Source organism: Mesorhizobium sp. M0626 (assembly GCF_040320665.1).
In the GTDB taxonomy this organism is placed as follows: domain Bacteria; phylum Pseudomonadota; class Alphaproteobacteria; order Rhizobiales; family Rhizobiaceae; genus Mesorhizobium.
This window is the reverse complement of record NZ_JAMYQD010000015.1, coordinates 1-24,744: the sequence shown is the minus strand read 5'-3', so window position 1 is coordinate 24,744 and position 24,744 is coordinate 1. Positions and strand designations below refer to the sequence as shown.

The 24,744-nt window shown below is 63.5% G+C and carries 20 protein-coding genes and 1 pseudogene; 12 read left to right on the top strand and 9 right to left on the bottom strand.

The window, feature by feature from the left end:
- Positions 1-235 precede the first annotated feature (235 nt).
- From NKI37_RS19825 to NKI37_RS19815, 3 genes are all read left to right on the top strand, one after another.
- Positions 236-1,009 carry an amino acid ABC transporter substrate-binding protein gene (locus NKI37_RS19825; RefSeq protein ID WP_023673667.1) on the top strand — a complete coding sequence of 258 codons (774 nt, stop codon included), beginning with the start codon at positions 236-238 and terminating at the stop codon, positions 1,007-1,009.
- Positions 1,010-1,146: 137 nt separating this feature from the next.
- On the top strand, positions 1,147-1,827 hold the full coding sequence (locus tag NKI37_RS19820; RefSeq protein WP_023693608.1) for an amino acid ABC transporter permease: 681 nt from the start codon (positions 1,147-1,149) through the stop codon (positions 1,825-1,827).
- Complete coding sequence (locus NKI37_RS19815; RefSeq protein ID WP_023673665.1) at positions 1,824-2,591, top strand: amino acid ABC transporter ATP-binding protein; 768 nt, start codon at positions 1,824-1,826, stop codon at positions 2,589-2,591. Before NKI37_RS19820 ends, NKI37_RS19815 begins: the two co-directional genes overlap by 4 nt.
- Before the next feature lie 196 nt (positions 2,592-2,787).
- Here the strand turns inward: NKI37_RS19815 and NKI37_RS19810 are convergent, their stop codons facing one another.
- From NKI37_RS19810 to NKI37_RS19785, 6 genes and pseudogenes are all read right to left on the bottom strand, one after another.
- Positions 2,788-3,369, bottom strand: coding sequence for a CarD family transcriptional regulator (locus NKI37_RS19810; RefSeq protein ID WP_352791217.1), 582 nt, complete (start codon positions 3,367-3,369; stop codon positions 2,788-2,790).
- Positions 3,370-3,795: 426 nt separating this feature from the next.
- On the bottom strand, positions 3,796-4,134 hold the full coding sequence (fdxA, locus tag NKI37_RS19805; RefSeq protein ID WP_013529180.1) for a ferredoxin FdxA: 339 nt from the start codon (positions 4,132-4,134) through the stop codon (positions 3,796-3,798).
- A gap of 253 nt (positions 4,135-4,387) precedes the next feature.
- Positions 4,388-4,774, bottom strand: coding sequence for an RNA-binding S4 domain-containing protein (locus tag NKI37_RS19800; RefSeq protein ID WP_023693611.1), 387 nt, complete (start codon positions 4,772-4,774; stop codon positions 4,388-4,390).
- Between the two features lie 17 nt (positions 4,775-4,791).
- Positions 4,792-8,337: pseudogene (locus tag NKI37_RS19795) on the bottom strand (helicase-related protein).
- A 693-nt stretch (positions 8,338-9,030) separates the two neighbouring features.
- Complete coding sequence (phbB, locus tag NKI37_RS19790) at positions 9,031-9,756, bottom strand: acetoacetyl-CoA reductase (protein ID WP_023698448.1); 726 nt, start codon at positions 9,754-9,756, stop codon at positions 9,031-9,033.
- Positions 9,757-9,885: 129 nt separating this feature from the next.
- Positions 9,886-11,070: an acetyl-CoA C-acetyltransferase gene (locus tag NKI37_RS19785; RefSeq protein ID WP_023673832.1), complete on the bottom strand. Its 1,185-nt coding sequence runs from the start codon at positions 11,068-11,070 to the stop codon at positions 9,886-9,888.
- 302 nt (positions 11,071-11,372) lie between these two features.
- Here NKI37_RS19785 and phaR point away from each other — a divergent pair, with 302 nt between their 5' ends.
- Positions 11,373-11,987 (top strand): polyhydroxyalkanoate synthesis repressor PhaR, encoded by a 615-nt coding sequence (gene phaR / locus NKI37_RS19780; protein ID WP_023685813.1) that lies wholly within the window; start codon positions 11,373-11,375, stop codon positions 11,985-11,987.
- Between the two features lie 45 nt (positions 11,988-12,032).
- Here the strand turns inward: phaR and NKI37_RS19775 are convergent, their stop codons facing one another.
- Both NKI37_RS19775 and NKI37_RS19770 read right to left on the bottom strand, forming a co-directional pair.
- Complete coding sequence (locus tag NKI37_RS19775; RefSeq protein WP_031194243.1) at positions 12,033-12,488, bottom strand: GNAT family N-acetyltransferase; 456 nt, start codon at positions 12,486-12,488, stop codon at positions 12,033-12,035.
- Between the two features lie 50 nt (positions 12,489-12,538).
- The gene (locus NKI37_RS19770) at positions 12,539-12,958 is read right to left on the bottom strand and encodes a rhodanese-like domain-containing protein (RefSeq protein WP_023702797.1); all 420 of its coding nucleotides are present in this window, start codon (positions 12,956-12,958) and stop codon (positions 12,539-12,541) included.
- Positions 12,959-13,047: 89 nt separating this feature from the next.
- Here NKI37_RS19770 and ftrA point away from each other — a divergent pair, with 89 nt between their 5' ends.
- Positions 13,048-14,040 carry a transcriptional regulator FtrA gene (ftrA, locus tag NKI37_RS19765; RefSeq protein ID WP_502896403.1) on the top strand — a complete coding sequence of 331 codons (993 nt, stop codon included), beginning with the start codon at positions 13,048-13,050 and terminating at the stop codon, positions 14,038-14,040.
- On the opposite strand, the gene NKI37_RS19760 is transcribed toward ftrA, so the two are convergent.
- Positions 14,037-15,176 carry a citrate synthase gene (locus NKI37_RS19760; RefSeq protein ID WP_023693620.1) on the bottom strand — a complete coding sequence of 380 codons (1,140 nt, stop codon included), beginning with the start codon at positions 15,174-15,176 and terminating at the stop codon, positions 14,037-14,039. The two genes, ftrA and NKI37_RS19760, sit on opposite strands and share 4 nt — an antisense overlap.
- Positions 15,177-15,269: 93 nt before the next feature.
- On the opposite strand from NKI37_RS19760, the gene NKI37_RS19755 reads away from it, so the two are divergent.
- The 7 genes from NKI37_RS19755 (at position 15,270) to NKI37_RS19725 (ending at position 24,580) form a co-directional block, all read left to right on the top strand.
- The gene (locus tag NKI37_RS19755) at positions 15,270-16,358 is read left to right on the top strand and encodes a citrate synthase/methylcitrate synthase (protein ID WP_023693621.1); all 1,089 of its coding nucleotides are present in this window, start codon (positions 15,270-15,272) and stop codon (positions 16,356-16,358) included.
- 385 nt (positions 16,359-16,743) lie between these two features.
- Positions 16,744-17,874: a patatin-like phospholipase family protein gene (locus tag NKI37_RS19750; RefSeq protein ID WP_352791219.1), complete on the top strand. Its 1,131-nt coding sequence runs from the start codon at positions 16,744-16,746 to the stop codon at positions 17,872-17,874.
- Between the two features lie 520 nt (positions 17,875-18,394).
- Entirely contained in the window at positions 18,395-19,573 is a 1,179-nt protein-coding gene (locus tag NKI37_RS19745; protein WP_352791221.1) for an efflux RND transporter periplasmic adaptor subunit, read from the top strand.
- A gap of 65 nt (positions 19,574-19,638) precedes the next feature.
- Positions 19,639-22,803 (top strand): efflux RND transporter permease subunit, encoded by a 3,165-nt coding sequence (locus NKI37_RS19740; RefSeq protein WP_352791223.1) that lies wholly within the window; start codon positions 19,639-19,641, stop codon positions 22,801-22,803.
- A 96-nt stretch (positions 22,804-22,899) separates the two neighbouring features.
- Positions 22,900-23,058: a DUF3309 family protein gene (locus NKI37_RS19735; RefSeq protein WP_023707271.1), complete on the top strand. Its 159-nt coding sequence runs from the start codon at positions 22,900-22,902 to the stop codon at positions 23,056-23,058.
- Positions 23,059-23,406: 348 nt separating this feature from the next.
- On the top strand, positions 23,407-23,823 hold the full coding sequence (locus NKI37_RS19730; protein WP_352791225.1) for a DOPA 4,5-dioxygenase family protein: 417 nt from the start codon (positions 23,407-23,409) through the stop codon (positions 23,821-23,823).
- A 301-nt stretch (positions 23,824-24,124) separates the two neighbouring features.
- On the top strand, positions 24,125-24,580 hold the full coding sequence (locus NKI37_RS19725; protein WP_081725537.1) for a manganese catalase family protein: 456 nt from the start codon (positions 24,125-24,127) through the stop codon (positions 24,578-24,580).
- The last annotated feature ends 164 nt before the right edge of the window (positions 24,581-24,744 follow it).

Genomic DNA, 24,744 nt, shown 5'->3' with positions numbered 1-24,744 from the left:
GAACGTGCCACACCGGGGATTGGTTCCGCCGCCGATGGCGGTTGTTTTGCGCTGTCCGACCGGGCGCATCGACACCGCAGATCGGGACTATTGACACCGATCCGTGCTGCTTTGAGAATCTGATTTCTGGATCGCCGTTTATTTGAAATCTGGTTCCTTATTTTGCTGCGCTGGATCTGTCAATTTCCGGCTCTCACAAGCGCCGGACACCGGCCAAGGACGGGATCACATAGAAATGAAATGGCTCAATTCGCTCATCATCGCCGGAACGCTGCAGGTTCTGGCTGTTACATCAGGCCACGCCGGCGCCAATCTCGACCAGATCAAGCAGGCCGGCACACTCAAGGTCGGCACCGAAGGCACCTATGCGCCCTTCACCTATCATGATGCTTCCGGCGCGCTGGTCGGCTTCGACGTCGAGATCGCCAAGGCGATCGGCGACAAGCTCGGCGTCAAGGTCGAGTTCCTCGAAGGCAAATGGGACGGGCTGATCGCCGGCCTCGACGCCAACCGCTATGACGCCGTGATCAACGAGGTCGGCATCACCGACGCGCGCAAGGCCAAGTACGATTTCTCCGATCCTTACATCGCCTCCAAGGCCGTGCTGATCGTGCGCGGCGACAACACCGACATCAAGACCTTCGCCGACCTCAAGGGCAAGAAGTCGGCACAGTCGTTGACATCGAATTTCGGCAAGCTCGCCGAGACCAACGGCGCCGAACTTGTCGGCACCGACGGCTTCGACCAGTCGATCCAGCTGCTGCTCACCGGCCGCGCCGACGCCACCATCAATGACAGCCTGTCTTTCCTAGACTTCAAGAAGCACAAGCCGGACGCCAATGTGAAGATCGCCGCGCAGGAAGAGAACGCCGACTATTCCGGCGTCATCGTGCGCAAGGGTGATCCGGAGCTGGTCGCGGCGATCAACAAGGCGCTGGCCGACATCAAGGCCGACGGCACCTACAAGAAGATTGCCGACACTTATTTCGGCCAGGATGTCTCGCAGTAAGGACCATCTCCCGGCGGTTTGCCGGCAATGACAAATAGCGGCGGGCCGTCTTTGACGGCTCGCCGTTTTTCGCATGATATGAGAAGCACACAATCGCACTGCCGTCACCGCGGCGGTCTGTGAAGGAGGAGCCGTTCGTGCCGCACTGGCTACACCTGATGCTGGACTCGTTGCCGACACTGCTGTGGGCGGCGTTGATCTTCACCGTACCGCTGACATTGCTATCGTTCGCACTGGGCCTGTTCGTCGGCCTGGTTGTCGCCTTGGTGCGGCTGTTCGGTCCCAAGCCTCTGGTTGCCGTGGTCCGCTTCTATGTCTGGATCTTTCGCGGCACGCCGCTTCTGGTGCAGCTGTTCCTGATCTTTTACGGCCTGCCTTCGGTCGGCATATTGCTGGACGCTTTTCCGGCGGCGCTGATTGGCTTCACCCTCAACATAGGCGCCTACAGTTCGGAAATTATCCGCGCCGTGATCGGCTCGGTGCCGAAGGGCCAGTGGGAGGCGGCCTATTCGATAGGCATGACCTGGAGCCAGGCGATGCGGCGCACCATCCTGCCGCAAGCCGGCCGCGTCGCCGTGCCGCCGCTGTCCAACACCTTCATCTCGCTGGTCAAGGATACGTCGCTGGCCGCCGCCATCACTGTGCCGGAGATGTTCCAGGCGGCGCAGCGCATCGTCGCCACCACCTATGAACCGCTGATCCTCTATGTCGAGGCGGCGATCCTTTATCTGGCGATGAGCTCGGTGCTTTCGGCCTTGCAGACGCGGCTGGAGGAGCGGCTCAACCGCTATGGCGGCTTCCTGGAGGCGCGCTCATGATCGGCCTCACCGACATCGAAAAGCGCTTCGGCGACAATCTGGTGCTGAAGGGCGTGACGGTCACCATTGCCGAAGGCAGCGTCACCGCGCTTGTCGGCCCCTCCGGCGGCGGCAAGAGCACACTGCTGCGCTGCATCAACCTGTTGGAGATCCCGACCTCGGGCATGGTGCGCATCGGCGACGAGACACTGGAATTCCGTCCCGGCATCAAGATCCCCAGCCGCGACATCCAGCGCCTGCGGCTGCAGACCGGCATGGTGTTCCAGAACTTCCAGCTGTTCCCGCATCGCACCGCGATCGAGAACGTCATGGAAGGCCTGGTGACGGTGCTCAAATGGCCGACGGCAAAGGCGCGCGAGCGGGCACTGGCGCTGCTCGAGAAGGTCGGCATGGCGCACAAGGCGGACGATTGGCCGGCAACGCTGTCGGGCGGCCAGCAGCAGCGTGTGGCCATCGCCCGCGCCCTGGCGCCGTCGCCCAAGGTTCTGCTTTGCGACGAGCCGACCTCGGCGCTCGATCCGGAACTGGCGCAGGAAGTGGTCGACGTGCTCGGAAAACTCGCCAGCGAAGGCACCACCATGGTGATGGCCACGCACGACCTTCGCCTTGCCTCCAAGATCGCGCAGGAGGTGGTGTTCCTCGATGCTGGTGTCGTCGTCGAGAAGGGGCCGTCCACCGTGGTGTTCAGCAATCCGGAGCGGGAACGGACCAAGCGTTTTATTGCGACGCTGAAGCAGGAGGCGGAGAAGGAAGCCGGCGGCTGAGCCTTCTACGTTCCCCTTGTGGGGAGGTCGGACGGAAGGTCCGGGTGCGGTCTGGTGTCGTCCCCATCCTCGCTGCTTCGCAGCGACCCTGCCTGGGCGAGCCACGGGTCTCGCCCGTCCTTGGAACCCCACAAGGGGGTAAAAACAAAAACCCGGCACAAGGCCGGGTTTTTCATGATTTCGACGGTGAAAGCGATCAGGCAGCTTCTTCCTGCTCGGCTTCCTCATTGTCGGCCTTGGCGCCGCGCCTCGGGCCCTTGTTGAGGTTGACCTCGATCAGGCGCACGGCTTCGGTTTCCGACATGCGGTTGACTGCCGCGATCTCGCGCGCCATGCGGTCGAGTGCCGCCTCATAGAGCTGACGCTCGGAATAGGACTGTTCCGGCTGGTTGTCGGCACGGTAGAGGTCGCGCACGACTTCCGAGATCGAGATCAGGTCGCCCGAATTGATCTTGGCATCATATTCCTGCGCACGGCGCGACCACATGGTGCGCTTGACGCGGGCGCGGCCCTGCACGACCTTCAGCGCGCGCTCGACATAATCCTCTTCCGACAGCTTGCGCATGCCGATGGAGGTCGCCTTGGCGACCGGAACCTTCAGGCGCATCTTGTCCTTCTGGAAGTCGATGACGAACAGTTCCAGCTTGTGGCCCGCAACTTCCTGCTCGTCGATCGAGACGATCTGGCCGACGCCGTGTGCCGGATAGACGATGTACTCGCCGGTCTTGAAACCGTGGCGTGCCGAGGTGGACTTCTTCTGCGGGGTGATCGTTGCCATTACGCCCTGAACTCCTTGTTGTGGCACCGGCGGCCTGCCGGTCCGAACGCATGCGACCGGGGACACCGATCGTTAGCCGCACAACAGATGAACCCATCGGAAAAAGCCGGGACCGGCAAACCGCATACATAGCGACTGCCTGGCCCAGATCGCTCTGGTCCGATTGGGGATTTCACCTTTCAGTGATTTGGGGCGCTTGCGCCATAAATCGACGTTGTGTCACCGGCATGTTTCAACTGGTGTAGCACAAAAAGTCGGAAGAATCAAGGTTTTGCTGCAAACGCGAAGGTCGAGCGCCATCGCCGCCTGTCAAGGCAGTTAATGTATGATGCGCGTTACGCAGCGTTATGACGATCCAATAGGCCGCACTTTTTTGCTTTGCGCATCACCCTTTCCGAAATCGATTCCGATTCCAGCGTCATGTGCTCAGTCGCCTTCGCCGGGCTCGGCGGAGAAATATTTCTCGAACTTGCCGGCCTCGCCGTCGAAGCTCTTGGCATCTGCCGGAGGCTCCTTCTTGGCGGTGATGTTGGGCCATTTCTCGGCGTATTCGGTGTTGACCTGCAGCCATTTGTCGAGGCCCGGCTCGGTGTCGGGCTTGATTGCATCGGCCGGGCATTCCGGTTCGCAGACGCCGCAGTCGATGCACTCGTCGGGATGTATGACAAGCATGTTCTCGCCCTCGTAAAAGCAGTCGACCGGACAGACCTCGATGCAGTCCATGTACTTGCATTTGATGCAGTTGTCGGTCACGACATAGGTCATTGGTCGGCTCCGGGACGTCCCGTTTTTGCTAGAGCGACGTGCGTCCACTTGGACGCATAAAGTACGCTCTGACACTTTGAAACTGCGCATCGTGCCTTCCGAAAAATCGACTTCAGATTTTCGGGCCGATGCGGCGGCTTTTTTGGTGAGGTAACGCCTTTGCCTGCCGCTTGCAAGGGCAGCCATTGCAGGCGGGGCCCGCGTGTCCGGAATGAAATTCCACACCGCCGGCATGGCGCAGACGGCCAAGGCTTCAGTCTTCGCCGAACAGCCGGTCGGTTTGCCTGCGCTCTTTCTTGGTCGGCCGGCCGCTGCCGGCGTCGCGCAGCGCCGGAATGGCATCGGCAACAGCCTCGCCTTTCGGGGCCGGCGGCGGGGACATGTCCTCGTAGAGCGTGCGTGCTTCCTCGGCCGGACCGCGCCGCACGCCGGTGCCAAGCACCTTCCAAACGAAGATGCGGCGCTCGTGCGTAATGGTCAAAACGTCGCCAGGCTTGACCAGATCGGAGGCCTGCGCTGCTTTGTCGCTGTTGATGCGGACGCGTCCGGCGACAACCAGCTTGGCCGCCAGCGAGCGCGATTTTATCGCGCGCGAAAAGAACAGCCACTTGTCGATGCGCTGACGACCTTCAGCAACCATCGCAGCGAACCTGGGGCTTATTTCTTCAGCTGGTCGCGCAAGGCGGCGAGCTTGGCGAAGGGCGAGTCCGGATCGAAGCGCGCCGGGCGTTCCTCGCGTGGCTTGGCCTGGAAGGCCGGCTTGGCGCCTTGCGGTCCGCCTTTGCCTTCCGGCCTGCCGCCTTTCCAATCAGGCCGGCCCTCGCGCGAACGCTCGCCTTGCGGCTTGCCGTCGCGGCGCGGTTCGCCCTCGGCCTGCGGTTTGGGCTTGAACTTCGAACGGTCGAAGCGCGGCTTGGCGGCACCGTCGCGCTGGTCGCGCCGGCCTTGGTAGGCCGGCCGCTCGCCCGTTGCGGGCTGTCCGCCGGCAGCGTCGGCCGGCGCATCGGCGCGGGCAGCCTGGCCGTTACGCGGGCGATTGTCTCTGCGGTTGTCTTGCCGATGGCGCGGGCGCTGCTCGAAACGGCCCTGCCGCCACAACAAGATGGGCTTTGGGGCTTCGGCCTCGGGGACAGGCTCAGCGCTTCCACCCTCCCCCTCGTGGGGAGGGTCGGCGCGCAGCGCCGGGGTGGGGGCAGCGCCGGCGTCGGCGGTTGCGCCTGAAGTGTCTGCTGTGTCTGCACCTGCTTCGTCAACGCTGTCACCCGCGTCGCTTCGCGCCGCGACCTCCCCCATCGAGGGGGAGGTAAGGGCGTCGGCGTTTTCGGCGACGGTGGCGTCGGCAGTGTCGTCAGCTTCCGCAACAGCCGGAGCTTCTTCCGCGAATTCTGCGCGAGCTTCGACTTGCTCGTCCGCGACGGGCTCTGCCGTTGCTTCCGCGATGGCTGGGACCTCGGCGGTAGCTTCAACGGCCGCAGCTGGCTCCGAACCCTCGGCAGGCGCTTCCGGCTGAGCGTCTGCAACAGCCTCCGATGCGACTTCGGCAACGGGCTCCTCAGCCGCAACCTCAGTGGCGGAAGCCGCATCCGGCTCCGAACTGTCGGTCGGCGCTTCAGCGACAGCTTCGCCTGCAGCGGCTTCCGCCGTCTGGGCCTACTCGGCCTTCGCTGCCGCTTCCGCCAGCTTTGCCGCCGCGGCTTCGCGCGCGGCATTGTCCTGTGCTTCCAGCCGCGCCTTGACCTCTGCCGGCGGCTTCGGCTCGGCGCGATAGCCGAGACCTTTCAGGATCTCTTCCATGTCGTCGGCGGTGGCGCCGAGGATGGACATCATCGGCGGCGTCACCATGAAGGACTGGCCGTCATAAGCGCCGTCGGGGCGCTGTCCCAGACCGGGCTTCCAGTTGGTCGCAGGCCGGATCAGGTCGGCCAGCCGTTCCAGAATGTCGATGCGCACGGCGCGGCGCCCGAGATTGCGGTAGCCGGCGAGCCTGTAGAAGCTCTTGTCGAAGGCCGGGTCGATGACCACCGATGTGCGGCCGGAGGCCAGCGCGTGCACCACGTCGCCAAAGCCGGGCTTGTCCTTGCCGTCGTTCTTCAGCGCCCACAACAGCGTAATCAGTCCGGCGGGCGCCGGCTTGATCAGCGCCGGCACGAAGACGTGGTAGGCGCCGAAGCGCACACCGAGCCGGCGCAAGGCGGCGCGACCCTCCTGGTCGAGCGACTTCATTTCCTCGGCGATGTCGCGGCGGTTGATGAGGCCGAAATGCTCGACGAGCTGGAAGGCGATGCCACGGCCGATGCCGGCGATCTGCTCGGCATTCTTCAAGTCGACCAGCGGCTTCAGCAAGGATTCGATCTGGAAATTGACGAAACGCTCGGCGCGCGCGGCGACCTTGTCTCGGGCGGGGCCGGTCAACTGCTCGTCGGCCAAAAGCACCAGGCGCGGCTTCAGCGCGTCCTCGCCGGCAACCAGCGTGCCGATCGGCGCGCCGATCCAGCGCAGCGTGCCGTCGGAGCCGAGCGCAAGGTCGCCATTGGCGCAGGCGCCGAAGCGTTCGGCACGCGCCTCGAACTCGGCGGCCAGCGCTTTTTGCGCTGCCGTACGCACGGCCTTGGCGTCTTCGCCGCCGGCGCTCTGGTCGGCGGTGAAGCGGAACCCTTGCAACTCGCCGACATGATGGCCTTCGACAAGGACGGTTCCGGTAGGACTGATTTCGGCTTCAGGCATTGTATTTTCTCTAAGGCGCCGCATGAGGACGGAAGTCCTGCGGTCTACAAACCGTTTCGTCAACCGCTCATGCAGCGCATCCGACAATCTGTCTTCGATTTCGCGCGTCTTTTCCCGCCAGTGTGCCTGATCGGCCAGCCAGCCCGGCCGGTTGGACACGAATGTCCAGGTGCGGATCTGCGCAATGCGGTGCGACAGCGTGTCGATGTCCCCCTCGGTCGTATCGGCGCGGCGCACCTGCTCGGCCATGTAGTTCTCGTCGACATGGCCGTGTTTGGCGAGGTCGGTGTAGATAGAAGCGATCAGGTCGGAGTGCTGGGCCGGCGCGATCTTGCGGTAGTCCGGCAACGCGCAGGCTTCCCACAGCAGCGCGACGCGCTTGGCATTGGTAGCCAGCGCGCGGATGTCCTCGTCGCGGGAGAGATGTTCGAGCGCCTGCGCATCGACCGCCGGCAGCGCGCGCGTCAGGCCTTCGACCGGCGCGTTGGCCTCGATCGAGCGCTTCAGCGCGTCGAGGCTGGCGAAGTCGAAATGCGCGGTGCGCCATTGCAGCACCTTCACCGGATCGAACTCGTGCCCCTCGATGCGCTTGACCAGTTCCTCGTCCAGCGGATCGACCTGGCCGGTGACGCCGAAGGTGCCGTCGCGCAGATGCCGGCCGGCGCGGCCGGCGATCTGGCCGAGCTCGGCCGCCGTCAGGTTGCGGTACTGGTAGCCGTCGAATTTGCGGTTCTGGGCGAAGGCGACATGATCGAGATCAAGGTTGAGCCCCATGCCGATGGCGTCGGTGGCGACGAGATAGTCGACGTCCCCTGCCTGGAACATTGCCACCTGGGCATTGCGGGTGCGGGGCGACAGCGCGCCTAGCACGACCGCCGCTCCTCCTTGCTGGCGGCGGATCAGCTCAGCGATGGCATAGACCTCGTCGGCGGAGAAAGCGACGATCGCCGTACGCCGCGGCAGGCGGGTCAATTTCTTCGAACCGGCATAGGCCAGGTGCGACAGGCGAGGGCGCGTCACCACCGAGACGCCTCTCAGCAGCTTTTGCAGGATGCCATGCATGGTGGCCGCGCCGAGCAGCAGCGTTTCCTGGCGCCCGCGCAGGTGCAGGATTCGGTCGGTGAAGATATGGCCGCGCTCGAGGTCGCCGGCGAGCTGCACCTCGTCGATGGCGACGAAGGCAACGTCGGTCTCGCGCGGCATGGCTTCGACGGTGCAGACCGAATATTTCGCGCCGGGCGGCTGGATTTTTTCCTCGCCGGTGATGAGCGCCACCTTGTGGGCGCCGACCTTTTCGCAGACGCGGGCATAGACCTCGCGCGCCAGAAGGCGGAGCGGCAGGCCGATAATGCCGCTCTCATGCGCCACCATGCGCTCGATGGCGAGATGGGTCTTGCCGGTGTTGGTCGGACCCAGCACGGCAGTCACGTCGCGGCCCGACAGGATCAGCGGCTCGGTGTGTTTCGGCTGGATGTTCATCGGCCTGGAGATGAGGCTTTCTGCATCGTGTTGTCGGGAGCGCGCCTCGCGTGGCGCGTATGACAGGCGACACATAGGGATTTCAGGCGCGAAGCGAAAGCGGAATGTTCCGGCCGGCAATCCCACGGTTCGTCTTTGAGGTCTCAATTAACAGTTGGAACGAGTCTGGAACGAATCGGCGACGAATCAGTGACTCCGGCAGATTCAGCTTTTGTTCACGGCTACATGTGGATTTTGCGAGGCTGAGTCTCACCATATGCTGAATCGCGGAAACTGGCCCGATTCCTGCAAGGCGACCATTGGCGTTAACCTTTGCCGGCGGGGCATCGTCGTGATCCGATACGCCTCGGCCAACATTATGAAATTGTTGAATTTTCTTAATCGGCCTTAACCATTTGCCGGTGATTTTCGGCGTTGGTCGTTAACGTTGCGCTCAAAGCCGGAACGAATCGGCGATCAATCAGCGATGGCGGGATTTTCCTGGTTTGTTCACCCCAACATGTTGTGTTATCCACAGCTTGTCCACCGAGAATTCACAGCTTGCGAACCGGGTTTTGCACAGGGCGCCTGGAAATCGTTAATCTTTGCGTGCCGGAACGGGTCAATGTCTAGCGCGCAGCCCGGAACATCGCCGGCCGGCGATGAAAAAACGGGCCATAAGCCGGCCCGTCCTACCGGGCGAAATGCTGTCGTTCAGGCGAAATACTGGCCGCCATTGGCTGTGATGGTCGAGCCGGTGATGAAACCGGCGTCCTCAGAGGCGAGGAAGACGACGCAACGCGCGATCTCTTCCGGTTCGCCGAGGCGGCCGACCGGGATCTGCGGAATGATGCGTTCATTCAGCACCTTCTCGTCGATCGCCTTGACCATCTCGGTGGCGATGTAGCCGGGGCAGATGACATTGACTGTGATGCCCGCGCGCGCGCCCTCCTGCGCCAGCGCCTTCGAGAAGCCGATGTCGCCGGCCTTTGCGGCGGAATAGTTGACCTGGCCGGCCTGGCCTTTCTGGCCGTTGATGGAGGAAATGGTGATGACGCGGCCGAATTTGCGGTCGCGCATGCCGCCCCACAGCGGATGCGTCATGTTGAAGACCCCAGACAGATTGGTGTCGATGACTTCCTTCCACTGCTCGCGCGTCAGCTTGTGGAACATGGCGTCGCGGGTAATGCCGGCATTGTTGACCAGCACCGAGACCGGGCCGAGATCGGCCTCGACCTGTTTGATTCCGGCGGCACAGGCGTCGTAGTCGGCGACCGACCATTTGTAGGCCTTGATGCCGGTTTGTGCGCTGAACTTCCCCGCTGCCTCGTCATTGCCGGCATAGTTGGCTGCAACGGTGTAACCGGCATTCTTCAGGCCGATCGATATGGCGGCGCCGATGCCGCGCGATCCACCGGTGACGAGCGCTACTTTGGTCATTGAAAGTTCTTCCTCCCTTTGGTCGGAAGAAGGGAATAGGGAGTAGGGAATAGCGAGTAGGGATCGATATCCCGCCGCGCTGCTCCTTCTTCCCCATTCACTACTCCCTATTCACTACTCACTTCTCTTTCACAGCGCTTCCACGCACAGAGCGACGCCCATGCCGCCGCCGATGCAGAGCGTGGCGAGGCCCTTCTTGGCGCCGCGGCGGCGCATCTCGAAAACCAGCGTGTTGAAGACGCGGGCGCCCGACGCGCCGATCGGATGGCCGATGGCGATGGCGCCGCCATTGACGTTGACGATCGACGTATCCCAGCCCATGCCCTTGTTGACGGCGCAGGCCTGCGCGGCGAAGGCTTCATTGGCCTCGACAAGGTCGAGGTCCTTGACCGACCAGCCGGCCTTCTCGAGCGCCCGCTTCGAGGCGGGAATAGGTCCGGTGCCCATGATCGCCGGATCGACGCCGGCCGTCGCCCAGGATGCGATGCGCACCAGCGGGGTGATGCCGCGCCTTGTGGCTTCAGCCTCGCTCATCAGCAGCGCGCCGGCGGCGCCGTCATTGATGCCCGACGCGTTGGCGGCGGTCACGGTGCCGTCCTTGTCGAAAGCCGGCTTCAGCTTGGACATGGCGTCGATGGTGGCGCCGTGGCGGATGTACTCGTCCTGGTCGACGACAGTGTCGCCTTTCCTGCCCTTGATCGTGAAGGCGACGATCTCGTCCTTGAACTTGCCGGCCTTCTGCGCGGCCTCGGCCTTGTTTTGCGAGGCCAGCGCAAACTGGTCCTGGTCGTCGCGGGTGATCTGGAACTGGCGGGCGACGTTCTCGGCGGTGTTGCCCATGTGGTAGCCGTTGAAGGCGTCCCACAACCCGTCCTTGATCATGGTGTCGATCATCTTGTAGTCGCCCATCTTGACGCCGGCGCGCAGGTGCTCGGCGTGCGGCGACAGCGACATCGATTCCTGGCCGCCGGCGATGATCACAGTGGCGTCGCCGGCGGCGATCTGCTGCATGCCGAGCGCGATGGCGCGCAGGCCAGAGCCGCAAACCTGGTTGAGCCCCCAGGCGGTGGTCTCCTTGGGCAGGCCGGCATTGATCGACGCCTGGCGGGCGGGGTTCTGGCCCTGCGCGGCGGTCAGCACCTGGCCGAGAATGACCTCGTCGACTTCACCCGGCTCGACGCCGGCGCGCGCCAAAAGCTCCCTGATGACGACGGCGCCAAGTTCATGCGCCGGGGTGGCGGCGAAGGCGCCGTTGAAAGAGCCGACAGCCGTGCGTGCGGCGCTGGCAACGACGATTGAATTGGAAGCGGACATTTTTCTCTCCAGACTTCGAGGTGTCGTGTTCTTGGGGGCTTGTTGGGACTTTTCTTGCTCGTTCCACACCCCAAGTCAAACCGGAAATGGGCATGCCGGCCAAGCGCCGCAAGCAGGGCGTGAGCGGCCGGCGGGATCGCCCAACCTTTGCTGCGCAGCATAATTGGCCGGCCATGCAGCAATAAATGATGCCGCACTGCACAAAGCGCTTGGAATTATAGAGCTTTTGCGCATATCCTTAAAAATGGCGCAATCGTTACCGGCGGCTTACTCAGGCGCGCCGGTGTCCCGGGAGGATGCTGATGGCCGCGAAAGACGACCCTATCATTATCAAGAAATATGCCAATCGCCGGCTCTACAATACCGGCACCAGCACCTATGTGACGCTCGAGGATCTGGCCGAGATGGTCAAGAAGGGCGAGGAGTTCACCGTCCAGGACGCCAAGACCGGTGACGACATTACCCATCCGGTGCTGACGCAGATCATCTTCGAACTGGAGAACAAGGATGGGCAGAACATGCTGCCGATCCCGTTCCTGCGCCAGTTGATCGCTTTCTATGGCGACCAGATGCAGCAGATCGTGCCGAGCTTCCTCGAACAGTCGATGATGGCCTTCTCCAAGGAACAGGAGCGGTTCCGCGAGCAGATGAAGGGCGCGATCGGCAAGTCGCCGCTGGATGTAATGAAGATCGCCACTCCGATCAAGGCGCTGGAAGAGCAGACACGCCGCAACATGGAAATGTTCCAGAACGCGATGCGCCTGTTCACGCCCTTCCCGACCGCCGCCACAAATGCTGCGGCCGCGGCTGCACCCGAGCCGGCCCGCAAGGATGTCCCGGAAAAGAGCGGCGACGACCTTCAGGAACTGAAGCAACAGATCGCCGCCATGCAGCGCAAGCTTGACACCATGTCGTAAGCGACCGCCGCATGGTCGACCGCCCTCAGTTGGTCGAGGCGGCTGTCACGGGTCGATTTTCAGCTGCCACGGTTCCCAGATATCGTCGGGCTGGCCGTCGAGCGAGCGGTAGAAGGCTTTGGCCGGCGAGTTGGATTTCAGCACCGTCCATTTGATGGCGGAGGCGCCAATGCTCAAAGCGTGTTGGCGAAGCTGTTCAACAAGCGCATGGCCGACCCCCATGCCGCGCGTCGCTTCAGTGACGTAGAGTTCCTTCAGCCAGACAACCGGCTTCAGGTCGTAGGTCCAGGGGATGAGGTAGTGGACGGCGATGCCGACGATCACGCCCTCTCGCTCCGCCACCAACACGCCGAACCGGGGCGATGGCCCCAGCCCGTGCTCGATGAGGTTCGCTTCGGTGACGCGAAGCTTGTCGTCATAACCCTCGAAGACGGCTAGCGCCCGCATGAGGGCGAGCACCGCACCGACATCCTGGCGCTCGAATGGACGAATTCTAACCATCGCCTTCTGCATGCTTGCTCAGTCTTCAAGGCCGACCATATCGCGTGGCCTCACGCGTGCAAGACACCGGGCTCCTTGCCTGAAGCGAAAGGAAGGTCCTCGTCCTGCCAACCGGTTATGCCGCCGATCATGATCTTCACGGGACGACCGAGGCTGGCCAGCTTGAAGGCCGCCTGATCCGCGCCATTGCAATGCGGTCCCGCGCAATAGACGACGAACAGCGTCCTTTCGGGCCATTGCACCATCCGCCCGGCCGATATTTCGCGGTGGGGCAGATGCAGCGCGCCCGGCACATGGCGGCGTCCATAGGCTTCCGGCGAACCGACCACATGCAGGAGAACAAAGTCCGGCTCCCCGGCACGCAGTGCGGCGGCGACGTCGGAACAGTCGGTCTCGACGGAAAGCCGGCGCAGAAAATGGTCGCGGGCGATATCCGGCGATGCCGCCGGAATGTCTGTCACGTGGCTCATCCTCGTATCTCCATTGCTGATGCGACGGAGAGATAAGACAGGAAGCAGGGCGATTGCAGCTGGCAGCTTTGCCATATATCGTCAAGATCATGCCATCCTCTGCCAATCCGCGCCCTGCCAACCCTCTTGTCGTTGCCGTTGCCTATGACGGCCTGTGCACGTTCGAGTTTGGCGTGGCGGTTGAGATCTTCGCCTTGCCCCGGCCGGAAATGGGTGAGGATTGGTACCGTTTTGCAGTTGCCGGTATTGATACCGGTGAAATGCGCGCGCTGGGCGGCGTGCGTATTGTTGCCGACGGCGGGATCGATCTGATCGGCCAGGCCGGCACGGTGATCGTACCGGGATGGCGCGGAACGGAGGCTCCGGTGCCGCCGGCGCTGATCGAGGCGCTTCGAAAGGCACACGAGCGCGGCTCTCGCATTCTTTCGATCTGTTCGGGCGTGTTCGTGCTTGCCGCCGCCGGCCTGCTTGCGGGCAAAAGAGCGACCACGCATTGGCGCTACAGCGAGAAGCTGATGGAGATGTACCCCGACATCACCGTGATTCCGGACGTTTTGTACATCGATGAGGGCAATGTGCTGACATCGGCAGGCAGTGCCGCGGGCATCGACCTCTGCCTGCATCTGGTTCGGCGCGACTTCGGCACCAAGGCTGCAAACATGGTGGCGCGCCGTCTGGTCGTGCCGCCGCATCGCGACGGCGGCCAGGCGCAGTATGTCGAGAGCTCCGTTCCCGAGCCACATGAGCGCAGCCGGCTTGGACCGTTGATCGACAGGATGCGCGCCAATATTTCCGCCGACTATCCCGTCGCCATCTTGGCCGAGCTTGCCGGGATGAGCGAGCGGACGTTTCTGCGCCGCTTTGCGGCCGCAACCGGCGTCACGCCGGCGCGCTGGCTGCTGTCGGAACGGCTTTCGCGGGCGCGCACGCTGCTGGAAGACACCGCCATGCCGATCGAACGGATTGCCGAGACCGCCGGCTTTGGCGCGGCAGGCACGTTGCGGCATCACTTCCGCCGGCAATTCGCCACGACGCCCGTCGCGTACCGTGCGCGTTTCGGGAACACGGCCAGGTCGGCTTAAGTCACGCGTCCCTCATAGCGGCCACGCGGCCTGATGATGCTGCCGCTAATGATCTGTTCGACCATATGCGCGGCCCAGCCGACGCTGCGTCCAAGCGCGAATAGCTGGAACGGTGCATCGCGCGGCAAGCCAAGGCCGCGCGTTAGTGCGGCCAGGGCGAAGTCGATGTTGGGCTGGGCACCGGCTGCCGCCATGGCGGCTTTTTGCAGCTGTTGCAGCGTCTCGTCGACAGGGATGACTGCCAGAAGTGCGGTGGCACGGGGATCGCCGTCGGGATAGAGCGGATGGCCGAACGCCGGCAAGGGCCGATCATGGCCGAGCCAGCGCCGGATCGCCGCATCCGCGCCGTGGGCTGCTGCATCTTCAGCCAGTTGCATCACCGCTTCGCCGGCGCCGCCGTGGCGCGGGCCGGACAGCGTTGCCAGGCCGGCCAACAGGCATGCGGCAGGCGAGGCCCCTGTGGACGCTGCGACGCGGGCGGCGAAGGTCGATGCGTTGAGTTCATGATCGGCGAGCAGGACGAGGGCGCAGCGGATCGCTTCCGCTCCCGTCGCATCTACCGACCAGCCCTGCGCCAGGCGCTTATGGACGGGCGCTGTGCCGGCTTCAGCGCCCAGCGACTGCGCCAGCGCTCCGACTGTGCGCGCGGCCTCGGTGCACAGCGAGGCGGCGCTGCGTCCTAGCGAAGGCCGCCCGTGGCCTGCAAGCATGGCAAGCTGCGCAAAGGCCGAGGCGCGGCCGACTGGATGAGGCGCTTCAGATGACGGAGCTTTGAAAGCCACCGGTTCAGGCGAGGCCCAGAGCACAGCAGCGGTTTCCTCCAGCGTCGCCGCTTTGGAAAGCGCAACGGCGTCTTGCCCTCGGTAGATGAGGCGCCCGTGCAGAACGGTTGAAATTGCTGTTGCGATCGAGGGTTCGCCCCAGGCGATCGCACTCTCGGCGATGGCCGAGGGACTGCGGCCCCGCGCCCGGCGGGTCGCCAATGCCGCGATGTCGTCGGCGCGGTACTGGCTGCGGCGCGGGTCGCTCTCATCCGGCCGCATGCCGATGCGGCCACGGCTGACATAGGCGTAGAGCGTCTGCGGCCGGACCTTGAGCCGTTCCAGCGCCTCATCCCGCGACAGCCATTCGGACATTTTTAGCCCATGCATTGATTATATTGATCAAGATTGATCGAGGCGCAGCCTAACCCTTATCTCCCATGCAGAAAAGCTGCAAGGAGATGAGATATGCCGAACGGGCTCGATGATGTGGTGGCGGCGGAGACCGTGCTCTCCGATGTCGATGGCCTTGGCGGCCGCCTGACGATCCGCGGTCATTCGCTGCCGGAATTGGCGGGACGCTGGCGCTATGCGCAAGTGGTTCGCCTGTTGCTCGACGGCTTCTTCGACGGCCTTCCCGGCGATGCCGAACTGGCAGCGAGGCTGGGCAAGGCTCGCGTCGAGCTGTTCGAGCGGCTTGCACCCTCGCTGCCGCTGCTCGCACCGATTGAGATCTATGGCGCCATGCGCGCCGGCATGGCGCTGCTGCCGGATGGCGAGACACCGACGGACGCCTTGCGGCTGATCGCGGCGCCCGCCGTGCTGACGCCGGCTCTGCTGCGCCTGGCGCGTGGCGAGCAGCCGATCGCACCTGACGCGAAGGCCGATCATGCCGCCGACATGCTGAGGATGCTCGAGGGATCCGTCCCGTCGCCGGCGCTGGCAAGGGCACTCGACACCTATCTGGTGACCGTCTGCGATCACGGCCTCAACGCCTCGACCTTCGCCACCCGCGTCGTCGCATCGACGCTGGCCGGGCTGACATCGTCGGTGCTGGCTGGGCTCGGCGCGCTCAAGGGGCCGCTGCACGGCGGCGCGCCCGGCCCGGTGATCGAGATGCTCGATGCAATCCAGGCGCATGGCGACGCGGCCGGTTGGCTGCGCGAGAAGGTCGCGCATGGCGAGCGCATCATGGGTTTCGGCCATCGTATCTACCGCGTGCGCGATCCGCGCGCCGATGTACTGAAAGCCGTCGTGCGGCAGCTCGGCAGCGAGGGCGAAGCCGGCCGCCGCCTGGCCTTCGCCGAACAGGTCGAGCACACGGCGCTCGAAGTGCTGCGGATCGCCAAGCCGCAGCGCTCGCTGCAGACCAATGTCGAGTTTTACACAGCGCTTGTGCTTGAGGCGGCTGGCTTTCCGCCACAGGCGTTCAGCAATGTCTTTGCCGCCGGACGTGTCGCCGGCTGGATCGCGCATGCGCGCGAACAGCAGACGACGGGGCGGCTGATCCGTCCACAGTCGCGCTATGTCGGGCCGGTGCCGGACCTCGTGGCCTGAGGTTCCAAGTTCAGATTGTTGCGAAGAGGACCCCACCCTAGCTTGCCGGGGCGAGCCACGAATCTCGCCCGTCCTTCGGACCCCCACAAGGGGAGGGCAGCTGGCGCGCGCCGCCGAAACGTCGGTGGTTTGCTGAGATCAGCGTCTACCAAGTCTCCCTCCCCCTTGTGGGGAGGGATCAAGGGTGGGGGTATTCGTAGGGCGAAGACCTGGGCGTGGAGGACCATTCCCCATGACCAAAATTTCATGTGATCACGCGACCGTGTTCGTGTTCTTGCCTTGGTCATCCCTTATATGCTGCACTGCAATATAAGTCCGCTGCCGTCGAACCCGCCCGATTTCCGGGCGGAATGAGGCAGCAGCGACCAAACTGAACAGGAACGCCATGACCAAAAACGGCAAGGCGGAGGAAACGAAGAAGATCAACATTGCGCTGCAGGGAGGCGGCTCGCACGGGGCTTTCTCCTGGGGCGTACTCGACCGGCTGCTGGAGGATGGCAGGCTCGACATTTCAGCCGTGTCCGGCACCAGCGCCGGCGCGATGAATGCGGTGGCGCTGGCCGATGGGTTTTTGCGCGCCGGCGTCGAGGGTGCACGGCAAAAGCTCGACGATTTCTGGCGCGCGGTGGCGGCCAAGGGCCGCTTCAGCCCGGTGCAGCGCATGCCGTGGGACGTCGCCTGGGGCAACTGGTCGATCGAGAACACGCCCGGCTATTTCTTCTTCGACACCATGTCCCGAGTGTTTTCGCCCTATGTCGCCAATCCGCTGGGCTTGAACCCGCTGCGCGACGTGGTCGAGCAGGAGATCGATTTCAAAAATGTCCACGCCTGCAAGTCGATGGAGCTGTTCATTTCGGCGACCAATGTCGAGACCGGCCAGCTGCGCGTCTTTTCCGATGGTGAGATCGACCTCGACACGGTGATGGCCTCGGCCTGCCTGCCGCAATTGTTCCGCGCCGTCGAGATCAAGGGCGTGCCCTATTGGGATGGCGGCTATGGCGGCAATCCGGCGCTGTTCCCGTTCTTCAAGACGGCGGCGACCGAGGATGTGCTTTTGGTGCAGATCAATCCGGTGGTGCGCGAAGGCACGCCGAGAAGCGCCAACGAGATCCAGAACCGCATCGACGAGATCACCTTCAATGCCGGGCTGCTGAACGAATTCCGCTCGATCGCCTTCGTCAAGGAACTGATCGCCGCCGGCCGGCTGCCGCCTGGCGAATACCGCGACATCCGCATGCACCGCATCGATGCCGACGAGGCGTTCAAGGATCTGTCGGCGTCGTCTAAGGTCAACGCCGAATGGGCTTTTTTGACCTATTTGCGCGACCTTGGCCGCATAGCGGCGAGCGACTGGCTGGAGGAGAATTACGACGCCGTCGGCAAGCGGCCGACGCTCGATCTTTCCGGCGAACTCGATGACGGCTTCAAACCGGTGCGCGGGCCGGCACCGGGACGGCGGGTGAAGGAATTCCTCGCCGCCCGCAAGAAGCCGGAGGCGGAACGCCGGCGGGCCTGAGTCCGCCCGGATCGATCAAGACGATCAGCGAAGTGTTCGGCAAATCGGAGTAGCGCCGATGACTTTCCGTCCCGGAACAACCGTTGCGTGTGACGGTATACAAAATCATACTGACGCCTGCTGCCATTCACTGAGTGGCTACGCAGGTCGCGCCCACATTTGAGCGTCAAAAACTAGTGCAGGCACAGGAGAATGTCAGTGCTCAAAACGCCTTGAAAACAAAGCGCCTCCAACACCCGTATTGTTCCGAGACTGTGGTTCCGCCGCCTGACGGGGCGCTGACAAAACCGTTTCCCGTTGGCCACACTACATCGCCTGGCACAATGTTCCTGCAACTTTTCGACTGTATTGCGATGCAACTTTGATGTAGAAGCGCGGCTTCGCCGTTCACGGCAAATTGAACACGGCCTGGCGCGCACCCATATCGGCGACGCGCCCGAGTTGGAAGACACGGTAGCTGTTAGACGACGGACTCCTGTTGGATAACGACTTGGCCGAACCCCGCAGTGGAAAAACAATGATGCCGAAGATCAGGTTTCACAAGCTTGCCGCTATTGTCGTGCTCATCGGCTTCGCCGCCTGGATGGGAACAGGCGCGTTCTCGTCGGTCGGCAGCGCCGCTGTCGAAGGTGCTGGCAAGGCAGGCGATCAGGCCAAGCCGGGCGATCAGGCCAAGGCGCCGGATGCAGCCAAGGCGGCCGAGGCCGAACCGAAGGCGCCGCTGCGGACCGTCGCTGTGGTGACGCCGCCGCGCAAGACCTATGCCCGCGCCATCCGCATTTCCGGGCTGACCGAGGCCGACAAGCGCGCCGTGCTGGCGACGCGTGTCGCCGGCGTCATCGAAAAGCTGCCGGTCAAGCAGGGCGATCACGTCAAGACCGGCGATCTGGTGCTGATGCTTGCGGCGGAAGAAAAGATCTCGATGGTCGACAATGCCAAGCAGCTCGTCGTGCAGCGCCAGGCTGAACTCGAAGCGTCGCTTCGGCTCATGAAGACCGGCAATCTGCCCAAGCTGCAGCTCGACACGGCGCGTTCGAACCTGACCGCTGCGCAGTCGCAGCTGGAAACGGCGCAGGCCGAACTCGACCGCAATCTGGTCAAGGCGCCCTTCGACGGCGTCATCGACCGGGTGCCGGTGGAGCTCGGCAGTTCCGTCATGCAGGGCGGCGAGGTGGCAACCATCCTCAAGCTCGATCCGGTGATTGCGCGCGGTGAAGTCAGCGAACGCGACCTCGGCTATCTCAAGCTCGGCGACAAGGCCACTGTCCGGCTGGTCAGCGGCCAGACCGTCGAAGGCACCGTGCGCTACATCAGCCGCGACGCCTCGTCGGCCACCCGAACCTTCCGCGTCGAGATCGCCGTCCCCAATGCCGACGGCTCGGTGCCGGCCGGCATGACGGCAGAGATTGCGCTCAGCGCGCAGCCGACCGACGCCGTCATGTTGCCGCGCTCCGTGGTGACGCTGGGCGACAAGGGCGATCTTGGCATCCGTGCCGTCGACAAGGACAACAAGGTGGTGTTCTTCCCGATCGACCTCGTTGACGACTCGCCGAAGGGCCTGGTGCTTGGCGGCATTCCAGCCGATGCCCGCGTCATCGTCGCCGGCCAGGAACTCGTCAAGGAAGGCGACGTCGTCAAGCCGGTCGAGGCCGACCAGGCGACCATCCAGAAGCTGTTGGGCGAAGCGACAACGCAGTAGCGCCGGGTGGCCCCGGGCGGGGACAACCGGCCGCCATGCGGCTCCTGAAATCTTGAGAACAGGCCATGGATATCGTCAAACTCGCGATCAACAATGCCCGGCTGACCATTGCGGTGCTGGTCTTCCTGCTGCTGGCGGGCTGGGTCGCCTATCAGTCGACACCGAAGGAAGCGGAACCCGACGTTCCTACCCCTTATGTTTATATAAATGTTGCCTATCAAGGCATCGCGCCCGAAGACGCTGAAAGACTTCTGCTTAGGCCTCTGGAGGCAAAGCTTAAGAGTCTCAAGGGGTTAAAGGAGATGAAATCATCCGCCTATCAGGGCGGTGCCTTTGTCTTCCTTGAGTTTCTGCCGTCTATAAAAGTCGACACCGCGGTGACTGATACACGCTCGAAGGTTCAGGACGCGAAGGCTGACCTTCCCCAAGCGGCAGAAGAACCGGTTGTTACCGAGGTCAACATTTCCGAGTTTCCCGTCCTGGTCGTCACGCTGTCCGGCGATGTGCCCGAGCGTGTGCTTACGGCGGCGGCGCGCGAACTGCGCGACCGCATCGAGGAAGTCCCGGGCGTTCTTGAGGGCACCATACAAGGCGCGCGCGACGATCTCGTCGAGGTCGTCATCGACCCGATGAAGCTGTCCTCCTACGGCCTGCAGCTCGACCAGTTGATCGGCGCGGTCGGCGCTTCCAACAGCCTGGTCGCCGCCGGCAATATCGAGGGTTCGGAAGGCAAATACGCGGTCAAGGTGCCGTCGCTGATCGAGACACCCGAGGATGTCGCGTCCTTGCCGGTGGTCGCCGGCCCCAATGCCGTCGTGCAGGCGAAGGACATCGCCACGGTGCGTTCGACCTTCGCCGACGCCGAGACCATCACTCGCCTCAACGGCAAGCCGGCCATCGCCATCGAAGTCAAGAAGCGCATCGGCGCCAACCTGATCGACACGCTGGCCAAGGTGCGGGAAGTGTCCGACGCCTACGTCAAGACGATGCCGGAAGGCATGAACATCACCTACACGCAGGACAAGTCTGTCTTCGTCAACCAGCTGCTGGGCGACCTGCAGAACCACGTGATGATCGCCGTCATCCTGGTGTTCATCGTCATCCTCTATGCGCTGTCGGGCCGCGCCTCGCTGCTGATCGGGCTTGCCATTCCGTCATCCTTCCTGATCGGCATCCTGCTGCTTGCGATGATGGGCTACACGATCAACATGATCGTGCTGTTCAGCCTTATCCTGGCGGTCGGCATGCTGGTCGACGACGCCATCATCGTCACCGAATTCGCCGAAAGGCGCATGGGCGAAGGCATGCCGAAGGCGGAAGCCTTCACGCTGGCCGCCAAGCGCATGGCCGGTCCGGTCATCGCCGCGACGATGACGCGCATCGCGGCGTTTTCGCCGCTGCTGTTCTGGCCCGGCATCATCGGCGACTTCATGAAATACATGCCGATCACGCTGATCGTCACGCTGTCGGCCTCGATGCTTTATGCGCTGGTGTTCGCGCCGACGCTGGGCGCGCTCTTCGCCAAGGCGCCGGAGCATCACGAGGAACACAATCGCGACGGCTGGTACATGGCGCTGGTCAAGCAGGCGGTGCGCTTCCCCATCACCGTGCTGGTGCTTACCGCCGTGCTTTTGACCGGCGTTGGCTTCGCCTATTCCAAATACGGCGCCGGCGTCGAGTTCTTCCCCAGCGTCGAGCCCGACTACGGCCTGCTCTATGTGCATGCCCGCGGCAATCTCTCGCTGGCCGAAATGGATACGGCAACCAGGATCGCCGAAAACCGGCTGCTCGGCTGGCCCGGCGTGAAATCGGTCTACACCCGCGTCGGCAAGACGCAGGGCGGCGGACAGGACGTGCCGGAGGACGTCGTCGGCGTCATCCAGTATGAGTTCATCGACTGGCGCGAGCGCAAATCGGCGAACAATATCCTGGATGAGCTGCGCACCGTCATGGCCGGCATTCCCGGCGTCGATGTCGAAGTGCGCGTGCCGGAGGCCGGTCCTCCCACAGGCAAGGCGGTCCAGCTCCGGCTTTCAGCCATCGATCCAAAAGGGCTTGACGACCAGGCCCGTGCGGTCGCGGCGCGCATCGCCAAGGTGCCCGGCGTCATCGACGTTTCCGACGGCCTGCCGCCGCCCGGCGTCGACTGGGCGCTCGAGGTCGACCGCGCCAAGGCGGCGCAGTACGGCATCAGCCCGACCGCGGTCGGCACCGTGGTGCAGTTGGTGACCAATGGATTGAAGCTCTCGGAATATAGGCCCGCCGGCGCCGACGACGCCGTCGACATCAGGCTGCGCCTGCCCGAAGACCGGCGCACGCTGTCGACGCTCGATGAGCTCAGGGTGCAGACCGCGCAAGGCTCGGTGCCGATCTCCAACTTCGTCGTGCGCAAGCCGGAGCCGACGGTCGGCATCCTCAACCGCATCGACGGCGCCCGCACCGTGGTCGTCCAGGCCAACGTCGCCGCCGGTAACCAGGTCGCGGCGGTGCAGGCGGAGGTGACCAAGGCGGTCACCGACATGAAGCTCGACAACGGCATACGCTGGAAGCTCGCCGGCTCGAACGAGGACAGCGCCGAAGCCAGCGCCTTCCTCGGCAAGGCTTTTGGCGCCGCGATCTTCCTGATCTTCCTGGTGCTCTTGATGCAGTTCAACAAGTTCACCAGCGTGCTGCTGGTGCTGTCCTGTGTGGTCATGGCGACGATCGGCGTGTTCCTGGGGCTGCTGCTGACAGGCGAAGCCTTCGGCATCGTCATGTCGGGTATCGGCGTCATCGCGCTGGCCGGTGTGGTGGTGAACAACAACATCGTTCTCATCGACACCTATGACCGGCTGCGCGAAGAGGGCTGGGACAAGATGGAGGCGGTGCTGCAGACCTGCCGCGAGCGCGCCCGCCCGGTGGTGCTGACGGCGGTATCGGCCATCCTCGGCGTGCTGCCGATCGCCTTTGGTCTCGGCCTCGAAATCTTCCATCACGAGACGACGATCAACGCGCCGTCGACGCAATGGTGGATTTCGCTGTCCTCGGCCATCGTCTTCGGCCTGTCCTTCGCCACGCTGCTGACGCTGGTGGTGACGCCGTCCATGCTGATGATCTTCACGCGCAGCAAGAACAGCCGCTTCTACGCGTTCTTCCGCCGGCTGTTCGGCCGCGACAAGAAATGGGATGCGTCCACAGGGCCGAAGCCGCTCGATGAGCCGGCAATCGCCTTCCCGAAAGCCGCGGAATAGCTGCATTCGAGCAGTCGGACAAAAGGCCGTCCGGAACTACCGGACGGCCTTTTGCATTGTCCCTTCGTATCCGACCAGCAAGGCGAGGGACTCTTAATGACCGTCAGCACCATCCTCATCATTGTCTTGATCCTGATCCTGATCGGCGCCGTCCCGGCCTGGCCACACTCGCGCTCCTGGGGTTATGGGCCGTCCGGAATAGTCGGCGCTGTGCTGGTGGTGCTGCTGATCCTGGTGCTGATGGGCAGGGTTTGATCGGGGCAAGAGACCTCTGCGATCAGCGGGTCCTCGCCCGATGAAGTGCTGGCAATAGGCATACGGCGGCCCGCCCACACTCCGTCCGCTTCGCGGCCACCTCTCCCACATGTCCATGGGGGAGAGGAAATGCCAAGCTTTTCAAGGCAGCGACCTTGGCGATTAGCATTTCCTCTCCCCCACGAATGTGGGGGCAGAGGTGGCTGGGCGAAGCCGAGACGGAGTGGGGGAGCTCCATATGCGATTGGCCCGAAATCGAGATGACGAGCACACGCTGTGCCCCCCTTGGCCACCCCGCCCGCTTGCGTATACGCTGCCCGCACCACAATCACCGAGGGAGCCATCAAGGTGAACACCGCCAGCCCGCCAAGGCCTCTCGCCGAGATCGCCAGCTATCACGCCCACATCTACTATGACGGGCAAGCCGAGCGGCAGCACGCCGAATGGCTGCGCCTGCGCATCGGCGAACGCTTCCGCGTGCGCCTGGGCAACTGGCGCGACGAGCCGGTCGGCCCGCACGAACAGGCCATGTACCAGGTCTCCTTCGCCACCGAGATCTTCGCCACGCTGGTCCCCTGGCTGATGCTGAACCACAGCGGCCTCAGCATCCTCATCCACCCCAACACCACCAACCCCAAACGCGACCATCTCGTCGATCCGATCTGGATCGGCCGGCCGCTGGGGGTGCATGGGGAGGTGCTCGGCGAGGAAGATGAGGCGGAAGAGGCGCTGGAGGTGAATACGGAGCCGACGTTGGGGGCGTAGGGAGGCGTTCTGCAAAGTAGAGACTTGGCCTTGGAGACGCGTTCACCAGTAGCCTAGCTCAGGCATGCCTCAGGTCTTTGAGCTGGCCCCAGCGGAATCCCAAAGGCAGAAATTCGAGCGTACAGGCGGACCGGCACGATCCACCCCAGAAAAGTACGCCCAGCAGTCATTAGCGATGAATGCAATCTCCAGCCGCAGAGTCGGCGAGCTGGTGGGCATGGCGTCAAAGCAGCGGGGGTAAGGTGGTCGCGGAAGCGCTACCGCCTTTCCCCGACAGGTCGGCGGCTCGGCCCTCAACGGGATGAACGTCCGCCAAATCTTGTCGACCGGCCTGGCCGCACTGCCTGAAAACGCCAACGGCGTTTCCCTTCAATGCTTCGCATCCCTACGCCGGCGGCAATCTTGCGCAGATATGGTCGCAAACGTCACTGCGGAAGGAAGTGGCCGCGTACTTGCTACCCGCCTGTACAACATGACCAACGATCCCGGCATGAAGGACATCGTGTCCTTCCTTATTGCGCGCGACACCATGCACCCACAGCAGTGGCTCACGGCCATTGAAGACATGGGCGGACTTAACGCGTTTCTGCCGGTCCCAACTCCTTCCCGTGTGTATCAGGACGTATCCTATGCCTTCATCAATTGCTTCGTCGAAGGTATCGAACCAGCGCGGGGCCGTTGGAGGATGGACCGTCGATGGACGGCAAGGGAGAGTTCTCCCTGGTCGCCGGTACGCCGAGGCGGGGCCGCCGAATAGGCAAAGATTGCAATACAGGAGGCAGCCGGCACTCGGCTCCTGCCCACGAGGGACAGGGCAACTCACTGTTGACTGGGTGCGTGCCTGACGAAGCTCTTCGTTTCGGCTGAGATAAATGCTCTCACTTACGGAACATCGCAGGTTCGTCGAAGTTGGAAAGCTAC

Excerpts from the sequence above, each read along its gene's own strand:
- NKI37_RS19825 (WP_023673667.1), top strand. The coding sequence starts at position 236 with ATGAAATGGCTCAATTCGCTCATCATCGCCGGAACGCTGCAGGTTCTG.
- NKI37_RS19810 (WP_352791217.1), bottom strand. The coding sequence starts at position 3,369 with ATGGCAACGATCACCCCGCAGAAGAAGTCCACCTCGGCACGCCACGGT.
- NKI37_RS19755 (WP_023693621.1), top strand. The coding sequence starts at position 15,270 with ATGCCGAACGGGCTCGATGATGTGGTGGCGGCGGAGACCGTGCTCTCC.
- NKI37_RS19745 (WP_352791221.1), top strand. The coding sequence starts at position 18,395 with ATGCCGAAGATCAGGTTTCACAAGCTTGCCGCTATTGTCGTGCTCATC.
- NKI37_RS19760 (WP_023693620.1), bottom strand. The coding sequence starts at position 15,176 with ATGTCCGAATGGCTGTCGCGGGATGAGGCGCTGGAACGGCTCAAGGTC.
- NKI37_RS19775 (WP_031194243.1), bottom strand. The coding sequence starts at position 12,488 with ATGGTTAGAATTCGTCCATTCGAGCGCCAGGATGTCGGTGCGGTGCTC.
- NKI37_RS19725 (WP_081725537.1), top strand. The coding sequence starts at position 24,125 with ATGAACGTCCGCCAAATCTTGTCGACCGGCCTGGCCGCACTGCCTGAA.
- NKI37_RS19750 (WP_352791219.1), top strand. The coding sequence starts at position 16,744 with ATGACCAAAAACGGCAAGGCGGAGGAAACGAAGAAGATCAACATTGCG.
- phaR (WP_023685813.1), top strand. The coding sequence starts at position 11,373 with ATGGCCGCGAAAGACGACCCTATCATTATCAAGAAATATGCCAATCGC.
- NKI37_RS19740 (WP_352791223.1), top strand. The coding sequence starts at position 19,639 with ATGGATATCGTCAAACTCGCGATCAACAATGCCCGGCTGACCATTGCG.
- fdxA (WP_013529180.1), bottom strand. The coding sequence starts at position 4,134 with ATGACCTATGTCGTGACCGACAACTGCATCAAATGCAAGTACATGGAC.
- NKI37_RS19735 (WP_023707271.1), top strand. The coding sequence starts at position 22,900 with ATGACCGTCAGCACCATCCTCATCATTGTCTTGATCCTGATCCTGATC.
- ftrA (WP_502896403.1), top strand. The coding sequence starts at position 13,048 with ATGCCATCCTCTGCCAATCCGCGCCCTGCCAACCCTCTTGTCGTTGCC.
- NKI37_RS19785 (WP_023673832.1), bottom strand. The coding sequence starts at position 11,070 with ATGTCCGCTTCCAATTCAATCGTCGTTGCCAGCGCCGCACGCACGGCT.
- NKI37_RS19815 (WP_023673665.1), top strand. The coding sequence starts at position 1,824 with ATGATCGGCCTCACCGACATCGAAAAGCGCTTCGGCGACAATCTGGTG.
- NKI37_RS19800 (WP_023693611.1), bottom strand. The coding sequence starts at position 4,774 with ATGGTTGCTGAAGGTCGTCAGCGCATCGACAAGTGGCTGTTCTTTTCG.
- phbB (WP_023698448.1), bottom strand. The coding sequence starts at position 9,756 with ATGACCAAAGTAGCGCTCGTCACCGGTGGATCGCGCGGCATCGGCGCC.
- NKI37_RS19770 (WP_023702797.1), bottom strand. The coding sequence starts at position 12,958 with ATGAGCCACGTGACAGACATTCCGGCGGCATCGCCGGATATCGCCCGC.